This is a genomic window from Acinetobacter sp. 479375, from assembly GCF_000581715.1.
GTDB classification, from domain to species: domain Bacteria; phylum Pseudomonadota; class Gammaproteobacteria; order Pseudomonadales; family Moraxellaceae; genus Acinetobacter; species Acinetobacter ursingii.
Map to the genome: position 1 here is coordinate 301,956 of NZ_JEZN01000001.1, position 23,435 is coordinate 325,390.

The 23,435-nt window shown below is 39.4% G+C and carries 22 protein-coding genes; 8 read left to right on the plus strand and 14 right to left on the minus strand.

Annotated elements, in window-relative coordinates:
* Positions 1–90 precede the first annotated feature (90 nt).
* Complete coding sequence (locus tag J500_RS01485; protein WP_227615820.1) at positions 91–333, plus strand: hypothetical protein; 243 nt, start codon at positions 91–93, stop codon at positions 331–333.
* Here J500_RS01485 and J500_RS01490 read toward each other — a convergent pair.
* Both J500_RS01490 and J500_RS01495 read right to left on the minus strand, forming a co-directional pair.
* Positions 257–1,822 (minus strand): M16 family metallopeptidase, encoded by a 1,566-nt coding sequence (locus J500_RS01490; protein ID WP_004997451.1) that lies wholly within the window; start codon positions 1,820–1,822, stop codon positions 257–259. The genes J500_RS01485 and J500_RS01490 overlap by 77 nt on opposite strands.
* Before the next feature lie 10 nt (positions 1,823–1,832).
* Positions 1,833–3,200 (minus strand): M16 family metallopeptidase, encoded by a 1,368-nt coding sequence (locus tag J500_RS01495; RefSeq protein WP_004997453.1) that lies wholly within the window; start codon positions 3,198–3,200, stop codon positions 1,833–1,835.
* Between the two features lie 242 nt (positions 3,201–3,442).
* Here J500_RS01495 and ftsY point away from each other — a divergent pair, with 242 nt between their 5' ends.
* From ftsY to J500_RS01510, 3 genes are all read left to right on the plus strand, one after another.
* Positions 3,443–4,576: a signal recognition particle-docking protein FtsY gene (gene ftsY, locus J500_RS01500; RefSeq protein ID WP_004997455.1), complete on the plus strand. Its 1,134-nt coding sequence runs from the start codon at positions 3,443–3,445 to the stop codon at positions 4,574–4,576.
* A gap of 190 nt (positions 4,577–4,766) precedes the next feature.
* Positions 4,767–5,363, plus strand: coding sequence for a nitroreductase family protein (locus J500_RS01505; RefSeq protein ID WP_004989296.1), 597 nt, complete (start codon positions 4,767–4,769; stop codon positions 5,361–5,363).
* 226 nt (positions 5,364–5,589) lie between these two features.
* Entirely contained in the window at positions 5,590–6,273 is a 684-nt protein-coding gene (locus J500_RS01510; protein ID WP_004997457.1) for a DUF2057 family protein, read from the plus strand.
* Positions 6,274–6,331: 58 nt separating this feature from the next.
* On the opposite strand, the gene J500_RS01515 is transcribed toward J500_RS01510, so the two are convergent.
* The 8 genes from J500_RS01515 to J500_RS01550 form a co-directional block, all read right to left on the minus strand.
* Positions 6,332–6,628, minus strand: a complete 297-nt coding sequence (locus J500_RS01515; protein ID WP_004989293.1) for a cyd operon YbgE family protein — start codon at positions 6,626–6,628, stop codon at positions 6,332–6,334.
* Positions 6,629–6,632: 4 nt separating this feature from the next.
* Complete coding sequence (gene cydX / locus J500_RS16960; protein ID WP_000270276.1) at positions 6,633–6,734, minus strand: cytochrome bd-I oxidase subunit CydX; 102 nt, start codon at positions 6,732–6,734, stop codon at positions 6,633–6,635.
* Positions 6,735–6,752: 18 nt separating this feature from the next.
* Complete coding sequence (cydB, locus tag J500_RS01525) at positions 6,753–7,898, minus strand: cytochrome d ubiquinol oxidase subunit II (RefSeq protein ID WP_004997458.1); 1,146 nt, start codon at positions 7,896–7,898, stop codon at positions 6,753–6,755.
* On the minus strand, positions 7,895–9,481 hold the full coding sequence (locus J500_RS01530) for a cytochrome ubiquinol oxidase subunit I (RefSeq protein ID WP_004989287.1): 1,587 nt from the start codon (positions 9,479–9,481) through the stop codon (positions 7,895–7,897). The genes cydB and J500_RS01530 overlap by 4 nt, the downstream gene beginning before the upstream one ends.
* Entirely contained in the window at positions 9,481–9,672 is a 192-nt protein-coding gene (gene cydP, locus J500_RS01535; protein WP_004989285.1) for a cytochrome oxidase putative small subunit CydP, read from the minus strand. Before cydP ends, J500_RS01530 begins: the two co-directional genes overlap by 1 nt.
* A gap of 389 nt (positions 9,673–10,061) precedes the next feature.
* Positions 10,062–10,673 (minus strand): OB-fold-containig protein, encoded by a 612-nt coding sequence (locus J500_RS01540; protein WP_004989281.1) that lies wholly within the window; start codon positions 10,671–10,673, stop codon positions 10,062–10,064.
* Positions 10,674–10,690: 17 nt separating this feature from the next.
* Positions 10,691–10,999, minus strand: coding sequence for a Rieske (2Fe-2S) protein (locus tag J500_RS01545; RefSeq protein WP_004989278.1), 309 nt, complete (start codon positions 10,997–10,999; stop codon positions 10,691–10,693).
* A gap of 17 nt (positions 11,000–11,016) precedes the next feature.
* On the minus strand, positions 11,017–12,021 hold the full coding sequence (locus tag J500_RS01550) for an adenosine kinase (protein WP_004997467.1): 1,005 nt from the start codon (positions 12,019–12,021) through the stop codon (positions 11,017–11,019).
* Between the two features lie 372 nt (positions 12,022–12,393).
* On the opposite strand from J500_RS01550, the gene J500_RS01555 reads away from it, so the two are divergent.
* Together J500_RS01555 and J500_RS01560 are read left to right on the plus strand one after the other, a co-directional pair.
* Positions 12,394–15,333, plus strand: a complete 2,940-nt coding sequence (locus tag J500_RS01555) for an insulinase family protein (RefSeq protein WP_034697853.1) — start codon at positions 12,394–12,396, stop codon at positions 15,331–15,333.
* Positions 15,334–15,353: 20 nt separating this feature from the next.
* The gene (locus J500_RS01560; RefSeq protein WP_034697776.1) at positions 15,354–16,547 is read left to right on the plus strand and encodes a phospholipase A; all 1,194 of its coding nucleotides are present in this window, start codon (positions 15,354–15,356) and stop codon (positions 16,545–16,547) included.
* Between the two features lie 100 nt (positions 16,548–16,647).
* Here the strand turns inward: J500_RS01560 and J500_RS01565 are convergent, their stop codons facing one another.
* The 3 genes from J500_RS01565 to ilvA form a co-directional block, all read right to left on the minus strand.
* Complete coding sequence (locus tag J500_RS01565) at positions 16,648–17,982, minus strand: TrkH family potassium uptake protein (protein ID WP_005004086.1); 1,335 nt, start codon at positions 17,980–17,982, stop codon at positions 16,648–16,650.
* Entirely contained in the window at positions 17,972–18,637 is a 666-nt protein-coding gene (locus J500_RS01570; RefSeq protein ID WP_004989270.1) for a potassium channel family protein, read from the minus strand. The genes J500_RS01565 and J500_RS01570 overlap by 11 nt, the downstream gene beginning before the upstream one ends.
* Before the next feature lie 171 nt (positions 18,638–18,808).
* Positions 18,809–20,347, minus strand: coding sequence for a threonine ammonia-lyase, biosynthetic (ilvA, locus tag J500_RS01575; protein ID WP_004989268.1), 1,539 nt, complete (start codon positions 20,345–20,347; stop codon positions 18,809–18,811).
* Between the two features lie 108 nt (positions 20,348–20,455).
* On the opposite strand from ilvA, the gene rpiA reads away from it, so the two are divergent.
* Positions 20,456–21,127, plus strand: coding sequence for a ribose-5-phosphate isomerase RpiA (rpiA, locus tag J500_RS01580; RefSeq protein ID WP_004989265.1), 672 nt, complete (start codon positions 20,456–20,458; stop codon positions 21,125–21,127).
* A complete protein-coding gene (locus tag J500_RS01585; RefSeq protein ID WP_004989264.1) occupies positions 21,127–21,801 on the plus strand; it encodes a SprT family zinc-dependent metalloprotease in 675 nt (224 codons plus the stop codon). Before rpiA ends, J500_RS01585 begins: the two co-directional genes overlap by 1 nt.
* 33 nt (positions 21,802–21,834) lie before the next feature.
* On the opposite strand, the gene J500_RS01590 is transcribed toward J500_RS01585, so the two are convergent.
* Positions 21,835–23,286: a hypothetical protein gene (locus J500_RS01590; protein ID WP_227546593.1), complete on the minus strand. Its 1,452-nt coding sequence runs from the start codon at positions 23,284–23,286 to the stop codon at positions 21,835–21,837.
* Positions 23,287–23,435 lie beyond the last annotated feature (149 nt).

Here is a 23,435-nt window from a genome sequence, read left to right on the forward strand (position 1 = left end):
AGGTAAGGTATGCTCATATCAAAATATAATTTTTTAAAATTTGTAAATGAAATCAGATTAGATCGCATTTACAACAGCATCGTCGCCATCATGATTATCGCGATGTTACTGTTGGCTTTTATTGCATTACAACGTCCTATTTCTCATCCACAATATCAAATCGTCGTGAATTTATCCGACATGGCCAATAATCCAGAAACTCAAAAAATGGCACGTCGGTTATTGCATGAACAGACGATTAACCGCGCGGAATATTTTAAATTGATGCGGGCGTATCAGTTTGAGAATGCAAAGGCTCGGCACTATCCTGCGATGGCTTTAGAGGATGAATAATCTGTGGATTAATCTGTACAGGCTTAATCGGTTCTAACTGATTTTGAAGGTCTTTTAATAATTGCTCTTTATCTAGCTTTTCACTGGCAACTATGACTGTAAGATGATCAGGGTGAATGTGCGTTCTAATTGCCCGTTGTACGTCTTGTGCTGTCAATTTTCTAAGATGTTCTGGATACTTCGATAAATAATCTGAGGGTAATCCATAAAAACCAATGGAGCCAAGTTGTGCATTAATATTGGCATTGCTGCTATAGGTCATTGGAAAAGCCAGTAACATTCCACTTCGTGTTTCTTCAAGCTGTTTTTTATCGATAGGTTGTTTGACAAAATCAACCAAAGTTTGATGTGCAACCTGAATACTATCCATCAGCTGATCTTGTTGAGTTGAATAGTTTAAACTAAAAATGCCACTTGTCTGCGTAAAGCTAAATGTACTATATGCACCATAAGTATAACCACGTTTTACCCGAAGCTCTTTCATGAGCAATGAGTTAAATCCTGAACCACCTAGCATTTGATTGGCAAGTTCTAGAGCTAGCTGATCTGGATCATTTCGACTTACACCCACATGTCCCATCGTGACATAGCTTTGTGTGGACTGATAAGGAATGTGCTGAATGTTAAAGCCCTGCTGTAGTTTGGGTTGAACAAGCGGCGGTGCAGCATGGCCTTGGGGTAAGGATTGAATGATTTTAATACTGAGATCACTGGCTTGTTGTGTAGTGAGTTGTCCTGTCATGGCGATATTCATATTTTGTGCGACCAGTAACTCTTGGCGAAACTGTTTGAGCAATGAAGGAGTAATCTTACGAATGCTGGCATGAGTTCCCGTGATTGGTTCTGCATAGGGGTGTGTTCCATATAAAGTACGATAAAGTTTAATATCAATTAAACGATTCGGATTTTCTTGCAGCTGGCGTTGACCGACTTGCGTATTGCTATATATAAGATTTAAGCTGGATGGATTAAATGTTGCATGATTAAGCACCTCTAGCATGAGGTTGATAGCGGACTGCATTTTTTGGGGATCTGACATCACTCGTAAACGCACGACAAACATATCTCGATATGCTTTGACACTAAATTGTGCACCAAGTTGTTCAAAGGTATTGGCGATTTGGGCAGCAGTATAATTTTCAGTTCCTTCAGTCATCAGATTAGCAGCCATATTGGCAATACCAAATAAACCTTTGCCTATACGCTCATCTTGTGCCGAACCCGCATTAAAGGTAAGTTGTATATCCACAATCGGCAATGCTTGTGATTCAACAAATAGTGTTCGCACTTGATTGGCATTTTTTAGATCATGTACATACGGTGCTTGTTCAGCAGTGCTTTTCGAAATATTTTTGAGACTACTCAGTTGTGAAATGGATTTTAGTTGAGACGGATCATCTTGTTCAGCAACACTTTGATCCACAATATCTGCAAAGGCTGGACTAGAGAGCAGGAATGTCAACATGAGCATGAGTAGGGTATTGTTCATTATCAATCCTTTATTTTTCTTGTTCTGGTTCTAGGTATAAAGTGGTGAGATTGCTTTTAACAAAATAAGCATTAGCTACTCGTTGAATATCTTGTGGTGTTACCGTCTGATAATGTTCAGGCAAATCATCCACCAGTCGATAACTCAAACCATTAACTTCAAGTAATCCAATCATATGTGCTTGACCAATAATATCGTCTTGGCTATAGATCAGATTGGAAACAAAATTATTGGTGACACGCTCTAGTTCAACGGGTTCAATTAGTTCAGTTTTAAGCGAATCTATTTCTTTTTGAATGGCTTCTTGAGCAGATGAGAGACTGATCCCATCCGCAGGCAAGGCGGTAATCGTAAATAAACTGTCACCACGATTATAAGGATCATAATTGATACTTATCGAGCTAAGAATTTTTTTGTCACGTACCAGTTTTTGTTGCAAACGTGAAGAAATATTGCCATCCAAAAGTGCCTGAATAATTGTTAGTGCATAGGCATCTTGCGGATTTTTGGCGGTCTTGATAGAACGAACATTCCAAGCCATATATAAATTCGCTACATGGACAGGCAATTCAACTTCCATGTGTCGATAGCCCACACGATCAAATTCCAACACGTCATTGCGCTCGCCTGAAACCTGTTTGGGAATCTGTCCGAAATACTTTTGAACCTGTTTGAGCGTTGCCTCTGCATCCACATCACCAATAATCACTAAGGTGGCATGATTAGGGCTATACCAGGTTTTGTACCATTGTTTAAGGTCTTCTAACTGAATGTTTTGCAGATTTTTCATATAACCAATTACAGGTTGCCGTGCATGACTGGTGGGGAAAGCCAGCCATTTAAAACGTTCAAAAGCGAGTGCGCGAGGATTATCGTCGGTACGTTGACGACGTTCTTCCATGACCACATTCATTTCAGTTGCAAAATCGCTTTGACGTAATACCAGATGGGTCATCCGATCTGCTTCAAGTTCCAAAGCCATAGGTAGATAAGCTTTGGGATAAAGTTGATAATAATTGGTATAGTTGCTTGAAGTTGCCGCATTGACTCGACCACCATAAATGCGACTTAAACGGGTAAACTCATTATCAGGAACTTTGGTCGTTCCTTTAAACATCATATGTTCAAGCGCATGAGAGACTCCTAAAATATTGCCTGATTCGTCACTGCTACCGACGGCATACCAAATTTGACTAATTGCAATCGGGGCACGATGATCTTCTCGAATAATCACTTTCAAACCATTGGTGAGTGTGGTTTCAAAAGTAGTGCGTCCAAGTTGGCTTTGTGTTTCTGCATGACTCGTAGTCAGCGTTAAGAAAATTAAAGAAAAATGAAGTACAGGGAGTTTAAGACATTGTCGTAACGATTTGAACACAAGCCGTCCATAGGTATTTCTCATATTTCAATCTATTTTTAAAAAAATAACGTTTAAACTCAAGAATATCCTGTTGTGTTTTAGTGAAGTTTCTTTATCTGGATGATCGCAAAACACCTTGTAATACCAATCATTTGCAGGGCTAATTGCACTTTAAAAGCAGTTTGAATAAGCTCAGGCAATACAGAGAATCTGTGCTAAACTCTTTGTTTTTTAACCCGCTGCTTTTCAAGGGAATCGGTATGCAACAGCAATCGAATATGCAAAATAAATTCTTGATTGATGCTGACATTGGGGATGACGATGTCACATTACCAAACTTACCTGCTGTCAATGTTCCAATTATTGATGATGCTGTAAAAACACAAGAATCCGCTTTACCTGCTGCTGTTAAATCTGAAACCTCTGATCTTGAAGATGCTGAGCAAAGTTCGGCTGAGACCCAATCTAAAGGTGGCTTCTTTAGCCGTATGAAAGATGGATTGACCAAAACTCGCCGTAATTTGGCTGATGGTATGGTCAATATCCTGATTGGCGGTAAAGAGATCGATGATGAGCTTTTAGAGGAAGTTGAAGAGCAATTATTGGTTTCTGACATTGGCGTAGATGCTACCAAAACCATTATTACCAATTTGACTGAGCGTACTGCGCGTGGTGACTTGATCTATTCACATTCACTTTATAAAGCGTTGCAGGAAGAACTGGTGGCTTTGCTTGCACCAAGAGTTAAACCTTTACATATCGATCCAAATAAAACACCTTATGTGATTTTAATGGTCGGCGTAAATGGCGTAGGTAAAACTACAACCATTGGTAAATTAGCCAAGCGTTTACAAGGCGAAGGTAAAAAAGTCATGTTGGCAGCAGGAGATACCTTCCGTGCTGCGGCGACTGAACAATTACAAATTTGGGGTGAGCGCAATAATATTCCAGTGGTGGCACAAGGGCATGGTGCAGATAGTGCATCGGTGATTTTTGATGCTTTTGAAAGTGCACGCGCGAAAGGAATTGATGTATTAATTGCCGATACAGCAGGTCGTTTGCATAACAAAAGTAACCTGATGGAAGAGCTTAAAAAAGTCAAACGTGTGATGCAGAAAATTGATGCGACTGCACCGCATGAAATTATGCTCGTGGTAGATGCTGGCACAGGACAGAATGCTATCAATCAGGTTCAGGAGTTTGATCAGGCAGTTGGTTTAACAGGAATTACCATTACTAAACTGGATGGTACAGCGAAAGGTGGAGTGCTGTTTAATATCGCCAGTCGTACCCATGTACCTATTCGTTTCATTGGTGTTGGTGAAAAAATTGATGACTTACGTCCATTTTCAGCCAAATCTTTTGTGGCAGCATTATTTGAAACCGATAAATAATCTGATCTAAACTTTGAAACTCCACTTCGTGTGGAGTTTTTTGTTTTGATGATGCGCTAAAGTATGAAACTGTTCTAAAAATAAAACAGTATGTAATAAAATTAGTAATGAAGCCGCCATAAGAGTTGCATAAACTAATCATCATTCCAGATCACGACCGATTAGGTCAAATGTACACAGGACATAACAAATGACATCGTTCTTAGATAAAATTAAAAATCGTCGCAGTATCTATGCAATCGGAAAAAATGTTGCATTAGAACAAGCTGAGATTGAGCAAATCATTAAAGATGCTGTAAAACACAGTCCATCTTCATTCAACTCACAGTCTTCACGTGTAGTGATTCTATTTGGTGATTCGCATCATAAATTTTGGGAAATTGTACGTGAAACTTTAAGAAAAATTGTTCCTGAAGCTGCTTTTGCTGCGACAAGTGGCAAGCTTGATAGTTTCTCCGCGGGTTTTGGTACAGCGCTATTCTATGAAGACCAAGCGGTGATTAAAGGTTTACAAGAACAATTTGCATTGTATGCAGATAACTTCCCAGTTTGGTCTGAACACTCAACTGCGATTGCACAATTTGCAGCGTGGACAGCATTGGCAGAACATAATGTCGGTGCGTCACTTCAACACTACAATCCAATTGTGGATGATGAAGTTGCAACAACTTTTGGTATTCCACATAACTGGAAACTTCGCGCGCAATTGGTCTTTGGTTCAATTGAAGCAGAAGCGGGCGATAAAGATTTTATGAGCGATGATGAGCGTTTTAAAACCTTTAACTAAGTTTGATATTCTTTTTCAACATCAAGAGCGCGTTTACGCGCTCTTTTTTTTATGAGGATGTATTGGAAGTTAGGTTTAGTATTGATGCATACACCTGATGACTAAGTTATTAAATATTATTATAAAATTTAATAACTTAGTCATATGTTTGAAATATTTGTCATAAAATTGTCACAACTGCGCTGCATAGTGCTCATGATTTAAAAAAATGTAGAGAAATCCGACAATGACTTCAAAATTCACACTTGCCGCATTAAGTTTATGTTTAAGTAGCTCTGTTTTTGCAGCTGCGACGATTACGGCTCCAGAGGAAATCGTAATACTGGCGGTCAATGACCAAGAGGTGAATTCAGGGTTATTGCGTAAAAAAGAAAATGATTACAAAGTTGATGCTGGCGAAATCAGTATTAGTGTTCGTTATCAGGAGTTTTTTCAGCATTTAGATGGTGAGCACGATATTGTTAAATCTGGAATAGTAACGTTAAAAACGCCACCTCTAAAAGATGGAGCAACTTATCAACTAGATTTGGTTAATGCGCCGTCAAATTTTGAAGATGCAAAAAAATACGCTGAACAACCAACAATTGGTCTTTATAATGCAAATCACCAATTACTTGTTCAGCAAACAGGTGCAAATACAGAAGCTAAGCCTTGGTTTAACAGAGGGCTTTTTGGCAAAGCTTATGATTTAACTCAAACTAAATCTGCACCAGCAAATCAACCTGCACCCGTATATGCAACTCAAACTGTAGTGGCTAAAGAAAGCGTTGCTGTTCCAACCACAGTGATCAACCCTCAAGCTTCGAATGCAGTTAAAAGCAACGATCAACAATTGGTTGAGTTATGGCAAAAATCTTCAAAAACAGAACGCCAAAAATTTATGGCGTGGCTAGCAGGGCAGTCGAATTAAGATAAATCTTAGGCATAAAAAACCTCCGAAATTTCGGAGGTTTTTTATTGAGTGACTATTATTTAACAAACCATAGATAATAACCAATCAACATCAGTGGCCATGAGATGTAAGGACTAAATAACCATTTCCACAACCAAAATTGGGGAATGTAGCCTACACCATGAATAAAGCCGCCTGAAATTCCTAGCATAACCAGCATAAGAACACTGTGATTGTAGTGTCCGTTTGCATCTAGCATCATGCCAGGATGGACCAACAAAACAGCTGCAAGTGGCAATGCCAACAAAAATGAAATTACCATCGCAATGGTCTGCGCTTTACTTCTTTTTACTGTTGTCACTGCTTCAGCCATAATGTTATTCCTCATCTAAATTTTGATGATGCTCAATATAAAGAGCGCTTAGAACACCTGCAAAACAAGCCATCAATATTCCAAGAATCCATGCGAAATACCACATATATTTCTCCTCGTGACCTTAGTACAAACTATGTGAATTAGCTTGAATGTCTTTATTGGTAATGACGCCCCACATTTTATAGTAGCACCAGAAGGTATAACTTAATACGATCGGTACAAAAATACATGCAGCAACAGTCATAACGCCCAGTGTTTTATGGCTTGAAACAGCATCCCACATAGTGAGGCTAGAAACAGGGTTGATGCTAGATGGCATAAGGAACGGAAATAATGCAAAACCAGCAGTTAAAATAGTTCCAACAATCGCTAAAGCAGACCCAAGAAAGCTTAATCCTGCTTTATTTTTACTCGAAGCAAATAAAGCAATCAGACCACCAAGAATACCCACAATAGGCGCAACCATAGTGATTGGATACTGGCTATAGTTATTTAACCAACCATGATTCGCATTGGTCACCACTTCTTTTGCTAAAGGATTTGCAACACCGTTGGTATCAAAAGGTTGTACCAAGGTATAACCTTCAATATTACCGAAATAAAGCCAAGCACCAGCAGCAATAAAGCAAACAAGGTATACAACAGACATAATTTGAGTTGCTTTAGCCGCACGGCGATGTAGTGCAGCATCTGTACGCAGCATGAGCCAAGCTCCACCGTGGGCACACAACATAGCAACACTCACTAGACCACATACCACGGAGAAAGGATTAAGTAGACCGAAGAAATTACCATCATAGTGAGAACGGACAGTTTCATCCAGACTAAAAGGTACACCAACCAGCATGTTGCCGAATGCTACACCAAATACAAGTGCTGGAACAAAACTACCAATACAAAGTCCCCAGTCCCAAGAGTTACGCCATTTGGTATTTTCAAGTTTAGATCGATAATCAAAACCAACAGGTCTTAAGAAAAGTCCAAACAGAACGAGCAATAAGGCCCAATACATCCCCGAGAAAGCGACCGCATAAACCATTGGCCATGCTGCAAAAATTGCACCACCCGCAGTAATTAACCAGACCTGATTACCATCCCAGTGCGGAGCAATCGTATTGATTGCCACACGACGTTCATTATCAGTTTTACCGACGAAAGGCATCAAAATCATGGCACCCATGTCGAAACCGTCAGTTAGGGCAAGCCCAATCAGGAGTACCCCGACCAAGACCCACCAAATTATTTTTAGGAGTTCATATTCGATCATGATTGAGCCTCCTCAGCGACCAAATTCGAGTTCTCTTGTTTTTCAAAGTGGTATTTACCAGTATGAAGTGAGCTTGGACCTAAGCGTGCAAACTTGATCATTAGATACATTTCAATAATGAGCAGTACTGTGTAGAACGCTGCAAGTGCAATGATTGAGCCCCATACATCTCCAGTACTTAAACTAGATGCTGAGAGGTGAGTAGGTAATACTTCACCGATCGTCCAAGGTTGACGACCACCTTCTGCTACATACCAGCCAGTTTGAGCCGCAATCCACGGTAATGGCAAAGCAAACAAAGCAAACTTAAGTAACCATGGTTTATCTTCAGCATTGCGTTTAGCCACAGACCATGCCGCCAAGATGAAGAGCAAGAGCATGAGGAAGCCACAAGCAACCATGATACGGAACGTAAAGAATAAAGCAGGAACGTTCGGAATACTGTCTTTTACAGCAGATTGAATATTGGCTTCAGTCGCATCAGTGACATTTTCGGTATATTTTTTCAATAATAAACCGTAGCCTAAATCTTTCTGGTTTTCTTTAAACGAGTTAAGCAAATCTGGAGATTTATCGCCTGCGCGAAGTTTCTCAAGCTCGCTATACGCCACCATACCATTACGAATGCGTAGTTCATGTTCTTTCATCAAGTCGGTAATACCAGTGACTTGCTGATCGGTTGAACGTGTTGCAATTAGACCTAACGCGTAAGGAATTTTAATCGCATAATCAGTGCGCATTTCTTGCTGATTTGGGATACCAAATAGAGTAAAACTGGCTGGTGCTGGTTGAGTTTCCCATTCGGATTCAATAGCGGCAAGTTTTGCTTTTTGGACATCACCTAATTCATAGCCAGATTCATCACCTAGTAAAATAACCGATAATGTAGAAGCTAAACCAAAAATAGCAGCAATGGCGAAAGAGCGACGGGCAAAAGGCAAGTCACGTTTTTTCAACAGGTAATAACTAGAAATCGCTAATACAAAGATCGCACCAGTGACATAGCCTGCCGAAACAGTATGTACAAATTTAACCTGAGCGACAGGGTTAAAAATAAGCGCTGCGAAATCGGTCAGTTCCATACGCATGGTTTCATAGTTAAATGCAGCACCGACAGGGTTTTGCATCCAGCCATTTGCGACCAAAATCCATAATGCGGACATATTTGAACCAATAGCAACTAACCATGTCACACCAAGATGCTGTACTTTTGATAAACGATTCCAGCCGAAGAAGAACAAACCAATAAAAGTCGATTCTAAAAAGAAAGCCATTAGACCTTCAATCGCCAGTGGCGCACCAAAAATGTCACCTACATAGTGTGAATAGTAAGCCCAGTTAGTACCAAACTGGAATTCCATAGTCAGACCAGTCGTTACACCTAAAGCAAAGTTGATACCGAAAAGTTTTCCCCAGAACTTAGTCATATCTTTATAAATTTCTTTACCAGAAATGACATATGTCGTTTCCATAATGGCAAGAAGAAAAGCAAGGCCTAAAGTCAGAGGGACAAAAATGAAGTGATACATTGCGGTCATAGCGAACTGGAACCGCGAAAGATCGACCACGCTTTCAGAAATCATCAACGTGTCTCCTTGATTTGGGAATTTGTGCCAGCGATACGCTCGGCAACTTGATTGTCAAAATTTTTAGGGATAGTAGGGGCGTCAAACCAGATATGTTTAATTGTCAGTAAAAGAACAATCTTAATTATTAATATGATTGTAATTTCTTTGACTAAACGTTGATTAAAATCTTTTTTCATTAAGCTCATATATACAAGCCTATCTGGATGGATTAACTATATTATTAATGACATAAACAAAAAAATAAACAATTAAAACAATTAAAATAAAAATATATTATTAATTTGTTTTATATCAAATATTTATGAATATATTTTTTAATTTTAAAATAATGAAAAGTATATTAAAGCAGTCGTATTTGGGTTGAAATAAATCAGACTAAAATGGTTGTATTTAATGTTTTAAATCCGACTAAAATAGTATTAATTAAATTTCAGAAAAAATTAAATAACCAACTAAAATGGTCGGATTGTAGTTATGTGGGTGTTGCTAAATATCGAGATTAAATTTTTAATTTACTCATTATATTTGAATGATCCTAAGTCAATTTTTCTTATTGATTAAAAGATATACAAGATTATTGTTGTGGTGTAAATAAGTGATTTGATACTGCAATTTTTTTTGCGATGTAGTGTGTTTGTTTAAAACGAATTAAAATCACTTGTGAACGAAATTCTAATTCCCCAAATTCTGGTTCAACTTGTACATAATGAATCTGACCAAATTCGTCCCGAATTCGGGCTTGTGCTGAAAATCCTGGACGAGCATTGCCGCTTGAGATGGTTGCAAGTCGCCCAAGTAGACTGGTGTTGTGATGTTCGATCTGTGGCTTGATGACTTGATCAAGACAGTGGATCATAAATACCGTAAAGAAGATGGCAATAATCAGTGCAGGCAAAATCAGATAGAAGGGCGAAACAAAGCTGTGCTGTTTGGCAAAAAAAGCAAGTTGTAAAAAATAGCCAGCAAAACTGAAATTGATTAAAAGAAAAACAAGAATGAGAACTTTTGAAAACTTGACATTAAGCAGTGGCGAATACACAAGCCAATTTGGAGAAACTTTCTGAATAATTGTACTGGGACGTATCCCAATATAAATCCCAATAGTTTCTGCCATGCTGAGAATAATTAAAGCAACCACACTTAAATGAAAAGGAAGCAAGTCGTAGTTGAAGAAAAATTCTGACATGGCAAAAACCTGAGAAATTATTCTGTTAAGTAAATTCCACCATCTGAATGTATCTGAATTTCAACTTTCGTCAAAAACTCACCCAAACAAGGGCCAGAAATACATTCACCCGTTTCTACATTAAACAGCGCACCATGTGTTGAACACTCGATAAATTCCTGATCTTGATCTAGAAATTGATTTTCCAGAAATTCAAGTTCAACTTGTAGGTGTGGGCAGATATTTTGATAAGCAAAAAAACCGCCATCACGTTGCGTAATAAAAATAGTCTCTCCCTGAGGCGTTTCATAAGAACGCGCTTCACGTTCAGGGATATCCTCGGTCATGCAAATTTTTTCCATATTTATGCACATTCAGTCTGGAAATTTTTAAGCAGTTTAGCATAGTTTTCAATATCTAAACGCGGGCCATATTGGGCAACCACTTCACTTGAAATCAAAATAGCAAGCTGAGTTGCATCTTCAAGAGACATGTGTTGATTAAGGGCATATAAGAATGCACCTGCAAAGGCATCACCCGCACCATTGGCATCAACAGCAGTAACACGACGACCACCTAAATGAAAATGTGTGTTAGCTGAATATACCGAAGCACCTTTGGCGCCTTGTGTAATGACAATGGTATGATTTTTTAATTTCAATTTGGCAAAAGCTTCATCCAATGTATGCGTTTCTGTATACATGAGCGCTTCTTGTTCATTACAGAACAACACATCAACGCCTTCATCAATCAGTTCATTGAGACCTTCGCGGGCATATTGAACCATCGCAGGATCCGAAAGCGATAAAGCAATTTTGACTCCATGTTCACGTGCAATCTGGCGTGCTTGTTTGACAGCTAGTCGAGCTGAAGGACTAGTCGAAAGATATCCTTCGATGTAAAGCCATTTTGCTTTTTTTAACGGTTCGTAATCGACCTGTTCCGCAGAAAGCTCGGTGGTGATCCCTAAATAAGTATGCATGGTACGTTCTGTATCTGGGCTAATCAGTACCATACAAGTACCCGTTACGCCATCCGTTTTTGATTTTGTGGAAGTGTAAATATCGGCGTCATTTAAACCATCAAGGTAAATTTGACCGAGTTCGTCATTTCCAACTCGACAGGCATAAAAAGCAGAACTACCTAAAGCACTAAACGCGACCGTTGTGTTTGCCGCAGATCCACCACTGGCTTGACCTTTATAATCCTGAGAATTGAGCAGGTTTTGATATAATGCGGCTTGAGTTGGACCATCCGTTAACTGCATGGTGCCTTTTTGCAAGCCTTGTTGAATTAGAAAATCATCAGAAATTTTAAATTCCTGGTCAATAAGTGCATTTCCAATTGCAAAAAGGTCAACAGTTGCCATGATTGTCTTCACAGGTAAAATCAAAGCACACAGTTTACACGATTGTTCAGTTTTACTGTAGTTCGATGAATAAATTTCATTATTGAAGCAGATGGACTGTCTTTATTTACTAAACTGCGTTGTTTGAAAAATGGGCTATAGCTTTTTTATTGATGAGCAAAGTCATTATCGAAAGGACATGTGATGATGTTCACTCGGGAACAGGTAATTCTATGAAAATTTAAAATAAAGTATGAATTTTTATAAAGTGGCTCGAATAGCCACAAAAATACAGCAAAACAAAGAAATTGTGTCAGATTAAAACTACCAAAATGGCATCTGACTAAGGCTATAATGGAGACCAATTATCAAAGCGAAATTTTAGGAGATCACATGACGGTAGATGTCACTGGAACTATTAATCAAACTGTACATCCTGCGTTTCAGTTGGTACGTCAACATCATGTTAAAGCTTTGGATATTTTAGTTTCTGAATATGCTCATAAAGTGACGGGCGCTGTTCATTATCATTTAGCCACTTCACATGATGAAAATGTTTTTTTAGTGGCATTTCGTACCCAACCGATGGATTCAAAAGGTACAGCACATATTCTTGAGCATACGGCACTGTGTGGTTCAGAGAAATTTCCTGTACGTGATCCATTCTTCTTGATGATTCGCCGTTCATTAAATACATTTATGAACGCATTCACGGCGGCAGACTGGACGGCTTATCCATTTGCAACACAAAATAAAAAAGATTTTCAAAACTTATTATCTGTTTATCTGGATGCTGCGTTTGCAGCAAATTTGAACCCGCTTGATTTTGCTCAAGAAGGGATTCGTATTGAGTTAGAAAATGGCGAACCTGTTTATAAAGGCGTGGTATTTAATGAAATGAAAGGCGCGATGAGTGCACCTTCAGATCAGCTTTATCACCAACTGGCTTATCATTTATTTCCTGAAACGACTTATCATTATAATTCTGGTGGTGATCCGAAAGACATTCCAGATTTAAGTTATGAGCAATTGGTCAATTTTTATAAGTCGCATTATCATCCAAGCAATGCGGTGTTTATGACTTTTGGAAATCAAAGTGCTTATGATCTGCAAGAGCAATTTGAAAAACTGGCTTTGGCAAAGTTTGAAAAGGGTACGACACTTTATTCAACCCCAGAAAAACGTTTGACCGCACCGATTGAAGTGACTGAAACCTATGCAGTCGATAGCGAAGATTTAACTGACAAAACCTATCATGTATTGGCTTGGTTATTACCTCAAGCCAGCGATATCAAGTTACGTTTGGGAATGCGTCTGGTCGAAGGTATTCTGCTTGAAAATTCTGCTTCACCATTGCGTCACTATCTGGAAACTTGTGGTTATGCCCAATCGACGGGTCCGCTCATGGGTGTGGATGATTCTAATTTTGAGATGACCTTCTATTGTGCTGTGCAAGGTTCAAATGCTGAGCATGCTGAAGAGTTTAAACAGGGCGTTCTCAAGGTTTTGCAGGATGTTGCCTCTAAACCGATTGATCAGGCCTTGGTTGATGCAATTTTGCATCAGATCGAATTGCATCAGCGCGAAATCAATGGCGATGGTATGCCTTATGGTTTGAGTTTGATCTTAAATGGTTTGGGCAGTGCGATTCACCATAATGATCCGATTCATGTTTGGGATGTAGATACTGCCATTGATCAGGTTAAAGAAGAACTCGAAGATCCGATGTGGTTGTCGAATTTGATTCAAACCTATCTTTTGGATAATTCACATCGTGTACAAATGACCCTGATCCCAGATGCTGAAAAGTCTGTGAAAGAGCAAGCGGATGAAAAAGCACGTCTGACAAAAATTGCTGAACATTTAACCGATGCTGATCGTGCTGAGATTGAGGCTAAAACCCAAGCATTAAAGGAGCGTCAGGATACACCTGATGATCTGGATTTATTGCCAAAAGTCGGATTAGAAGATGTTCCAGCAGATTTACACATTGTGCAGGGGCAACTTCGGGAAATTATTTCCAATCGGCATGATTATCCTCTGAATTTATATCATGCGGGAACCAACGGGATTTATTATCAACAGGTGTTGATTGAGATTCCAGAGGAAGTGGTGCAGTCGCCTTATTTTAGTCTATTGTCAATTTTGATGGGTGAAGTGGGTGCGGGCGAATATGATTATTTGACTCTGCAACAAGTACAGACGGCCTTGAGTGGTGGTTTGGGCATGGGCGCTTCATTACGTAGTAAAGTGGATGATAAAGGTAAAATTAGTGCGTGGTTGACATTGACCACCAAATCCTTAAATGAGCGATTAGATGCGATTGGTTTGTTAAAACTGGCTTTTGAAAAGCTTCGTTTTGATGAAAAAGATCGAATTATTGAGTTATTACAACAACGTAAAACACGTTGGAAATCACGTTTGTCTGGCTCTGGTCATAGCTATGCGATGCAAGCTGCATCACGCAATATGAGTGCATTGGCGCAGCGTGATTATCATAATACTGGCTTGGGTGCTTTAAACTGGCTAAGTGATCTGGTCGATGATATTGAACAAAACGATACGGCTTATGATCAATTGATTAATGAATTAAAAGCGATTCATTTGAAGCTGTTGCAAGCACCTAAACAGTTTTTATTAGTCTGTGAGGAACAACTTTCAGAACAGTTAATTGAAGAAATTCAAAATGTCTGGGATAAAGTTGAAATTGATACGCAGATTCCCGAAATTCAGAATATTTCGCATTCAGAAAATGATCATGATGAAGCATGGTTAATTCAGACCAATGTTCAGTTTTGTGCATCTGCTTATCCAGCCATTGAGGTTGCACATCCTGATGCAGCGCCGCTGATGGTACTCGCAGCCTATTTGCGCAATGGTTATTTGCACAGCGCGATTCGTGAAAAAGGCGGAGCGTATGGCGGTGGTGCAAGCTACGATGGCAATGCTTGTTCATTCCGTTTTTATAGCTATCGTGATCCACGTCTGGCTCAAACATTTAAAGATTTTGAAGCCAGTGTGGAATGGCTTTTGCATACACAGCAACAGCCCCATCAACTTGAAGAAGCCATTTTGGGATTGGTGTCGAGCATGGATAAACCTGGTTCACCTGCGGGTGAAGCCATAACGGCATGTTATGCGCTGTTGCATGCGCGTACACCAGCCTTTAGGAAAACTTTGAGAGAACGTTTGTTAAATGTCACGGTAGAGGATTTACAACGTGTGGCGCAACAATATTTAATTGATCAGAAACCCATAAAAGCTGTGGTTGCACCGTTTGCAAAACGAGAGCAACTTGAACAGCTCGGTTTTCAAATTAAACAAGTAGATTAAAAGAAAAACTGGAGAAACTTATGTCGTTCAAATCTTTTGAACGAACACCGCTACAACTGAGCATGCTGAGTATGCTCAGTTGTATGGGGGTGTCTGTTGTACATGCAGAAATGTCGGTGACATCGAATCAAACACCAAGCACTGTTGTTAAGACAGTTGAAGCACCTGCCGCACCAGCAAGTGCCAAAGCATGTGTCGCATTGGATTCAAATGCAGACCGTCTGGCTTGTTATGATGCGATTTTCAAAGCGCCTGTAGATACTCGAAACGCAATTGCAGCTCAGCTTGCTGCACCTGTTGAGCCTAAAGAGGATAAAGCGAAGCCTGAGACTTTAAAAGCCAAAGTTGAAGAGAAGGTGGGCAGTTTATTTGCATTGGAAGCTGACCCAATTGATCCGAATGTGTCTTTATTGGATAAACGTTGGGAACTCTCTGAAAAGGCAAAATTGGGCACATGGAATATCCGAGCATTCAAGCCAGTATATTTAATGCCAGTTTTCTGGACGACCAAGAAAAATGAATTTCCTTCAAGTCCAAACCCAAATAATACGGTGACAGAAAATCAAAATTTAGATTCGCTTGAGTCGAAATTTCAGCTTTCACTGAAAACAAAAGCTTGGGAAAACATCATTGGTAACAATGGCGATTTGTGGCTTGGATATACGCAGTCTTCACGTTGGCAGGTTTATAATGGTGACGAGTCACGCCCGTTTCGTGAAACCAATTATGAGCCTGAAGCAAGCTTAATGTTCCGTACCAATTATAAAGTATTTGGTTTAGATGGACGTTTGCTTGGTGTGACTTTAAACCATCAATCGAATGGTCGTTCTGATCCATTGTCGCGTAGTTGGAACCGTGTAATTTTTAATGTCGGATTTGAAAAAGACAATTTTGCTTTAATGCTACGCCCGTGGGCTCGTATTCAGGAAGATAGCAAAAATGACAACAATCCAGATATTGAGGATTATATTGGACGTGGTGATCTAACCGCATTTTATAAATGGAATGACCATGACTTTTCGTTAATGCTACGTCATTCTTTAAAAGATGGTGATGACTCGCATGGCGCTGCACAATTTGACTGGACATTCCCGATTAGTGGGAAGTTACGTGGACACTTTCAGGTGTTTGATGGTTATGGTGAAAGTCTGATTGACTACAATCATCGTGCTACGTATTTTGGTTTGGGTATTTCGCTGATGGATTGGTACTAATCCAATATAAACAGCATCATGATTTATGTTTTATCAAACGCTCAATAAAGTTATTGGGCGTTTTTTATTTAATCGATGTACTAAAAATTAAAGTCGATCATTAACCAATTTGAATGTCTGCACTCGGATGCTTAAGTCGACTTTTCTTGGGTGTTGCGATGAGATAAGCCAGCGTAAGGGGCCCTAAACGACCTGCAAACATCAGCAAACTCAGTACAAATAAGCTACCGTTATGTAATTCTCCTGTAACTCCACGAGATAAACCCACAGTGCAAGCCGCGGATACTACTTCGAAAAATAAATCCAGAAAATTTTTGTGTGGTTCCAAGATTAAGATTGTCATGAAACCGATAAAAATGAGACTTAACGTAATCACGACAACAGCCAGCGCTTTAAACGTACTTTCATAGGAAATAGAACGATTAAATACCCGAATCTCATCGTTTCGACGTAAAAAAGAAATAACACTCAATACTAAAATGAAAAAAGTACCGACTTTGATTCCACCTGCGGTACTGAGTGAGCCGCCCCCAATAAACATGAGAAACATGGTCAGTAGAGTGGAGCTATTCATCAAAGATGCGGTATCGATGGTATTGAATCCAGAAGAACGAGGCACAGTCGCCTGAAACCACGCATTTACGGCTTGCTCGCCTAGATTCATTTGCATGAGCGTCAGTGGATTATTGGCTTCAATTAACCAAATGAGTAAAAAACCACTGATATTTAAAACGGCAATGGTCGATAACACGACTTTGCTATTGGTGCTGAGCTTTTTCCAACGCTTATTTTGTTTGATATCCATCAATACCATAAAGCCAATGCCGCCAAGTATGTATAGGAAACTAATCGCAAGACATGCAAGATAATGACTTTGAAAAGTAACTAAGCTATCGGGGAATAAAGAAAATCCCGCGTTATTAAAGGCGGATACACTATAGAAAAAAGCATAATACAAAGCATGAGCGAATCCGAAGTCGGGTGTCCAGATTGACGTTAAAATGATGATTCCTGTGACTTCGAAGAATAAAGAATAAAAAAACACGGACTGTGCAATGGTGGTAACTTTAGATAAACTGGTCTGCCCCAAAGAATCCTGCGCCATCATTTGTTGCTTCAGTCCCAACTGTGGAGCAAGACTCAACGCTGCCAGTATAGCGAAAGTCATAAAACCGAGACCGCCACACTGAATCAAAAATAGCAAAATAAGCTGACCTGTAGTGGTCAGCGATTGACCGATATTAACAACGGAAAGCCCCGTAATAGTAACTGCGGAGGTTGCTGTAAATAAAGCATCCATCCAGCTTAAATTACCGTTATTGGCAAAAGGAAGCTTAAGTAAAAGTGTTCCAATGATGATAAAACTAAGAAATCCCAACGCCAAAAGAGAAGGTGGACTGAAATTAAAGGTTTTATTCTTAAGTTTAGCTTTCATCATAGCCTAGAAATCGTTTAGATAGTTTTTTGAGTGGTTCAAGATGACCTTCTATGATGAGAATATCTTTGGATTGTACCGCACAAGATGGTTCTGGATCGTAAATGATATCTTTACCGCGTTGTAATAAAATCGTTTTGATATGATGGGTGGCATCAATTAAACCTAATAAATGTACTCCGTTTAGATGTTTAGGAATTTCTACTTTGACAATGAAATGATCATCATTGAGTGCCATATACCGACTGACCATCGGATAGTTTAAAGCTTGCGCGACACGGACGCCCATATCTTCTTCAGGGTGAATAATTTTATCGACATGTAGATGTGACAAAATCATATGATGCGCTTTGGTTTTTGCTTTAACCCAAATTTTAGGAACACCTAAATTTTTCAGATGTAGCACACATAAAATACTGGCTTCAATATCTTCGCCAATCGCGACCACTACAGCATCACAGTTTTTAATATTGAGTTCTTCAAGCACATGTTCATCACTCGCATCGGCGATCACCGCATGTGTTAGTTGATCACCAATGTCTTCAACATTGCGTTTAATCGTATCTATTCCAATGACATCATGATTAAGCTGCGCAAGTTGTAATGCAACCGTTGCACCAAAACTACCTAAACCAATGACAGCGAATTGAGCCATAAAAAAACCTGATCTTTGTATAATAAGTTAAATTTTAAAATTTTGGATAATGCATAATGATGAAGTTAGTTTATTATTTTTGAATAAGTTTTAGTGCAAAGAAGTGTTAAAAAACCGATAAGGCAGGTTGATCCAAATCCAAATCGGTTTATGTTTGAAAACGCTGAAAAATTATTTCAAGAAACGCTGATAACCAATATTGGCTGTGATTTCTTCATAAGGGTACGTAATGTTTTCCAATGTTTCGATTAATACATCTGGATTTTCCTGCGTATCTGTCGCCTGTAATCCAACCAGTACGCGACCTTCGGCAGCGCCGTGATTGCGATAGTGGAATAAGCTAATATTATGCGTTGGACCTAAGCGCTCAAGGAAAGTAAGTAGGGCACCTGGGCGTTCAGGGAATTCAACACGGAATAAACGTTCATTTTCAATATTGGCATGACCACCAATCAAATATCGAATATGCAGTTTAGCCACTTCATCATCAGACAAATCATCGACTTCATACAATTCTTTAAGTGAATTAAAGATCTCGATACGTTCAGCCTGACCTGATTTTAGACTGATGCCAACAAATACCTGAGCTTGGTTGCTATCACTTGCACGATAATTAAATTCGGTAATATTACGGCCATGTAAAGCACGGCAGAAATTTAAAAATGCGCCTTTTTGTTCAGGAATGGTGACTGCAAAAATAGCTTCTTTATGTTCACCCAATTCAGTACGTTCAGCAATATACCGTAAGCGGTCAAAATTCATGTTTGCACCGCAAACGATGGAAACAATATTTTTGTCCTGAATTTGATACTGTTCAACGTATTTTTTTATACCAGCCAAAGCCATTGCGCCTGAAGGCTCAACGATGCTGCGACACTCATCAAAAGTATCTTTAATGGCGGCACAAATTTCGTCTGTATTTACCAATACGACTTCACGTTCAACAATTTGCCCAGAGTTGTCTGATTTTTGCAGTTGAATCACTTCAAATGGTTTTTCACCAATTTGAGCCACCGCAGTACCATCGGCGAATAAACCGACATGCGGCAAGATCACGCGTTGATTATGTTCAAAGGCTGCTTTCAAACAGGCTGATTCATCATATTCAACTGGAATCACTTTGACATGTGGTGCAACATCACCTAAATAAGCGGCAACCCCTGCAATCAAGCCACCACCACCCACAGCAACAAACACATATTCCACATCGCGCCATTGACGTAAAATTTCATTGGCAATCGTGCCTTGACCCGCCATGACCAGTTCATCGTCATAAGGTGGAATAAAGGTCATGCCTTCATCTTTGGCACGTTGAATCGCGTATTTATTGGCGACATCAAAAGAGTCGCCGTGTAATACGACTTCACCGCCTAAACGCTTTACGGCCTGAACTTTAATATCGGGTGTGGTTTTAGGCATTACGATAATGGCGCGTATTCCTAATTTTTGACCAGATAATGCAACACCTTGAGCATGGTTACCTGCTGAAGCGGTGATGACACCACGTTCCAATTGGGATTTTGGGAGTTGGCTAATACGGTTATAGGCACCGCGTAGTTTAAAAGAAAAAACAGGTTGTAAATCTTCGCGTTTAAAACGAATGTTATTATTCAGTTTTTCACTAATTCGTGGCGCTGCTTCGAGTGGGGTTTCGATTGCAACGTCATACACCGTTGCCTGTAAAATTTGTCGAACCAAACGAGACAGCATGTTAATCTTCCATCTAACAGTTTAAAATAAACGATTATTGTAACAAACCCCTAGGCATTTGCGCCGATTAATTCGTCCTAATGTCAAAAATAATAGTTGAGTGATGTCATGAGCCTGTATGCAACCCAAGATGAGAAAAAACAAGCTGCTGCGAAAGCAGCTTTAAAACACTTGCCAAGAGGTGGCATATTAGGAGTAGGAACTGGCAGCACAGTCAATTTTCTGATTGATCTACTACCTGAATTACAGCTCGAAGCAGCTGTTGCCAGTTCTCAGGCCACTGCCGAGCGCCTACAAAAGTTAGGCATTGAAGTGGTGGATATGAATCATGTCGGTGGCTTGGATGCTTATGTTGATGGCGCTGATGAAATTGATCGCCATATGCATATGATCAAGGGCGGTGGTGCTGCGCTCACACGTGAAAAGATTGTGGCATCTATCGCCAAAAAGTTCGTATGTATCGTCGATGATTCAAAATGGGTGGAACAATTAGGTCGTGAATTTCCATTACCTGTTGAAGTCATTCCAATGGCACGTTCTGCTGTCGCACGTAAAATTGTCACTTTAGGCGGTGATCCAGTCTATCGTGAAGGTGTGGTCACCGATAATGGCAACGTGATTTTAGATGTTTATAATTTAAATATCCTAAATGCCATTGAACTTGAAAAGACATTAAATGATATTCCAGGTGTGGTCACTAATGGTATTTTTGCGCTGAATCCTGCATCTGTTGCGATTGTGGCAACCAATAGTGGGATTGAAGAACGTACAGCGATTTAATGCTTTTGGAATCATTACCCGAAATTAAGATGGTCAGACATGTAAGGGCAAGACATTTGCGTTTACGTGTCGAACCGCATCAAATTCGTTTAACTGTGCCGTTATTTTGTACAAAAAAGCAAATTCAGCAATTTTTGGATCATTCGCAAGAGTGGTTATTACAAACTTGGCAGAAACAGACTCAGCAACAACAACTTGCAAGTTCAAATCTCCAGCAGATTCATTTTTTTAATCAAGATCAGCCTTATCAGATTATTTTGCGTAAACAGCATAAAAATTATCTGATTGATCATGAACAAGCGTGCGTCTTTATTCGAGAAGATAAAGGCAATACCGTGTTGAAAGATATGATCTACGACTATGCAAAACAATATTTACCCGTATATCTGAAGGAAATCAGTCAGCAGGTTGGACTTTCGTTTCGTGATTGTAGTATTCGACGGCCTAAAACCCGATGGGGAAGTTGCAGCGCGCAGCACAATATTATGTTACATGCAGGCTTGGTCTTAATGCAGCCTGAAATCGTACGCTATGTTTGCGTACATGAATTGGCGCATACGCGTTATTTTAATCATAGCGTGCAGTTCTGGGCTGAAGTTGAAAAATTCGATCCAAAATATTCCAAGCATCGTAAGCAACTGAAAAGTTATCAATTACCTGTGTGGTGGTATTAGGAGCCATAATGCATTACGGCTCCTATCACACATTTAATTGAAATTACAGCTTAATTTCTCGGTTTCGAGTTGTGCAGGTGAAGTATGTTTATCTAAACCCGCTGTTGCAGACAGAATTTTGTTATCTTTAATTTTAAGCTGAATAAACGGATACTGTTGAGAATTATTGCTCGGTTCAGCAGAGCCGCTATTGAGAATATAGTCGTTTGTGGATGCATTGACTTGCAGCAAGTTATCTGTACTTCCGCCGTTTAAGCTAGATTTATAAGTCTGTTCGCCCTGACTGAGTTCAATTTCACCTGTTGCTCGGACTTTTAAAATACAGTTATTGGCTTCATAGCGACCCACTAAATATTCAATTGTGGGAAAGTTAATATCTGTATTTTCAGTATTTATTCCAGTAATGCCTTGCTTACATGGATAAATAGAATCTCCACATACACTTGAATTGGTAAATCCAATAGCACGTCGATAGTCACCCGCACCACTCGTTCGGATATTAACAGTATTATAAGCGGTATTCGGCGTTCCACTATAGGCGCGCTCGTTCAATGCTTTATAGCCTATTCCATTTAAACTGGGTTGCAGTTGACGAGCAGCTAAGTCTAATACCGCATTTTTTAGACGGCTTGCAAACAGTTCTCTGACAGTTTTTTGATTTGCTCCAATATCAGGAGCCGTATTTAATATTGCTTCCGTATTTTCGACAGTACTCACCATTGGCGCAAAATCAGTGGTATGACCATTCACTGCTTTTCCATCCAGATAGCCATCTGCCAAATCGAGTGCAATGTTTTGAGTAAATTCTGAATAATAGTTGCTACTTTGATTATGTGAGTTATACCAATACACAAAGTATCCAAAGCTTAAATAACTATCTAAATAAAGATTCTGAGGAGATGCTGTATAACTCAGATTGGTTAATGCATTGGCATTGCTTAAAGTCGGGGTGTTTTCATTTTTAAATGCATTGAGTAGTGCGGCATTTACATCTTGCATTGCCATCGTAAAATGTGTGTCATTAATTTTTGAGTTTTCGATATTTTCATTTGGAAGTTGACCTGCGCGGACTAAAGCTCTTTGGTAAATGGCCTCAGATACAGGACTCGCAAAAAATATACGTGACTCAGTGGATGTTGGCCACAACAATGCATGATAAGTGCCCACAAAATTGATAAACTTATCATTAATAAAATCATAAATTTGAGAGTTCTGATTGGTCGTCATCTCAAGACGATAGATTCGATTTGCTTTTTCAATTGGAAACTTCAAAATTGAAGACGTTCCGCTAAAAGAACTGACCTCAGTAACGACTTGATTATTGGTATTGTCATAAAGTTTAAGATTCACATCATGTACTTCCAAAGGGAGTTTAATCAGGACTTCGTTTGGTTGTAAAACTTGATTGTTTGAATTTTCGTTATTTTGCTGTGTTGTTGGAGGGGTGTTAGAACTTCCCCCACAACTGGCAAGATAACTACTCAATATTATGATGCCAATTGATTTGAATAGATTGCTATATTGATATTGTCTGCTTTTAAAAAAAGGCATTCCTTCACCCCTGAAGTTTTAGTCATCCGTGTCAAGTAAGGAGTCAGTTTTATATACTGACAAATCATCATTAGACTTCTTTC

What these genes read in the sequence shown, in the direction of transcription:
- J500_RS01540 (WP_004989281.1), bottom strand. Translation starts at nt 10,673, where the DNA reads ATGTCAGAATTTTTCTTCAACTACGACTTGCTTCCTTTTCATTTAAGT.
- cydB (WP_004997458.1), bottom strand. Translation starts at nt 7,898, where the DNA reads ATGATCGAATATGAACTCCTAAAAATAATTTGGTGGGTCTTGGTCGGG.
- J500_RS01505 (WP_004989296.1), top strand. Translation starts at nt 4,767, where the DNA reads ATGACATCGTTCTTAGATAAAATTAAAAATCGTCGCAGTATCTATGCA.
- J500_RS01490 (WP_004997451.1), bottom strand. Translation starts at nt 1,822, where the DNA reads ATGAACAATACCCTACTCATGCTCATGTTGACATTCCTGCTCTCTAGT.
- ftsY (WP_004997455.1), top strand. Translation starts at nt 3,443, where the DNA reads ATGCAACAGCAATCGAATATGCAAAATAAATTCTTGATTGATGCTGAC.
- cydP (WP_004989285.1), bottom strand. Translation starts at nt 9,672, where the DNA reads ATGAGCTTAATGAAAAAAGATTTTAATCAACGTTTAGTCAAAGAAATT.
- J500_RS01515 (WP_004989293.1), bottom strand. Translation starts at nt 6,628, where the DNA reads ATGGCTGAAGCAGTGACAACAGTAAAAAGAAGTAAAGCGCAGACCATT.
- J500_RS01545 (WP_004989278.1), bottom strand. Translation starts at nt 10,999, where the DNA reads ATGACCGAGGATATCCCTGAACGTGAAGCGCGTTCTTATGAAACGCCT.
- J500_RS01530 (WP_004989287.1), bottom strand. Translation starts at nt 9,481, where the DNA reads ATGATTTCTGAAAGCGTGGTCGATCTTTCGCGGTTCCAGTTCGCTATG.
- ilvA (WP_004989268.1), bottom strand. Translation starts at nt 20,347, where the DNA reads ATGCTGTCTCGTTTGGTTCGACAAATTTTACAGGCAACGGTGTATGAC.
- J500_RS01510 (WP_004997457.1), top strand. Translation starts at nt 5,590, where the DNA reads ATGACTTCAAAATTCACACTTGCCGCATTAAGTTTATGTTTAAGTAGC.
- J500_RS01570 (WP_004989270.1), bottom strand. Translation starts at nt 18,637, where the DNA reads ATGGCTCAATTCGCTGTCATTGGTTTAGGTAGTTTTGGTGCAACGGTT.
- J500_RS01585 (WP_004989264.1), top strand. Translation starts at nt 21,127, where the DNA reads ATGCTTTTGGAATCATTACCCGAAATTAAGATGGTCAGACATGTAAGG.
- cydX (WP_000270276.1), bottom strand. Translation starts at nt 6,734, where the DNA reads ATGTGGTATTTCGCATGGATTCTTGGAATATTGATGGCTTGTTTTGCA.
- J500_RS01560 (WP_034697776.1), top strand. Translation starts at nt 15,354, where the DNA reads ATGTCGTTCAAATCTTTTGAACGAACACCGCTACAACTGAGCATGCTG.
- J500_RS01550 (WP_004997467.1), bottom strand. Translation starts at nt 12,021, where the DNA reads ATGGCAACTGTTGACCTTTTTGCAATTGGAAATGCACTTATTGACCAG.
- J500_RS01565 (WP_005004086.1), bottom strand. Translation starts at nt 17,982, where the DNA reads ATGAAAGCTAAACTTAAGAATAAAACCTTTAATTTCAGTCCACCTTCT.
- J500_RS01485 (WP_227615820.1), top strand. Translation starts at nt 91, where the DNA reads ATGATTATCGCGATGTTACTGTTGGCTTTTATTGCATTACAACGTCCT.
- J500_RS01555 (WP_034697853.1), top strand. Translation starts at nt 12,394, where the DNA reads ATGACGGTAGATGTCACTGGAACTATTAATCAAACTGTACATCCTGCG.
- rpiA (WP_004989265.1), top strand. Translation starts at nt 20,456, where the DNA reads ATGAGCCTGTATGCAACCCAAGATGAGAAAAAACAAGCTGCTGCGAAA.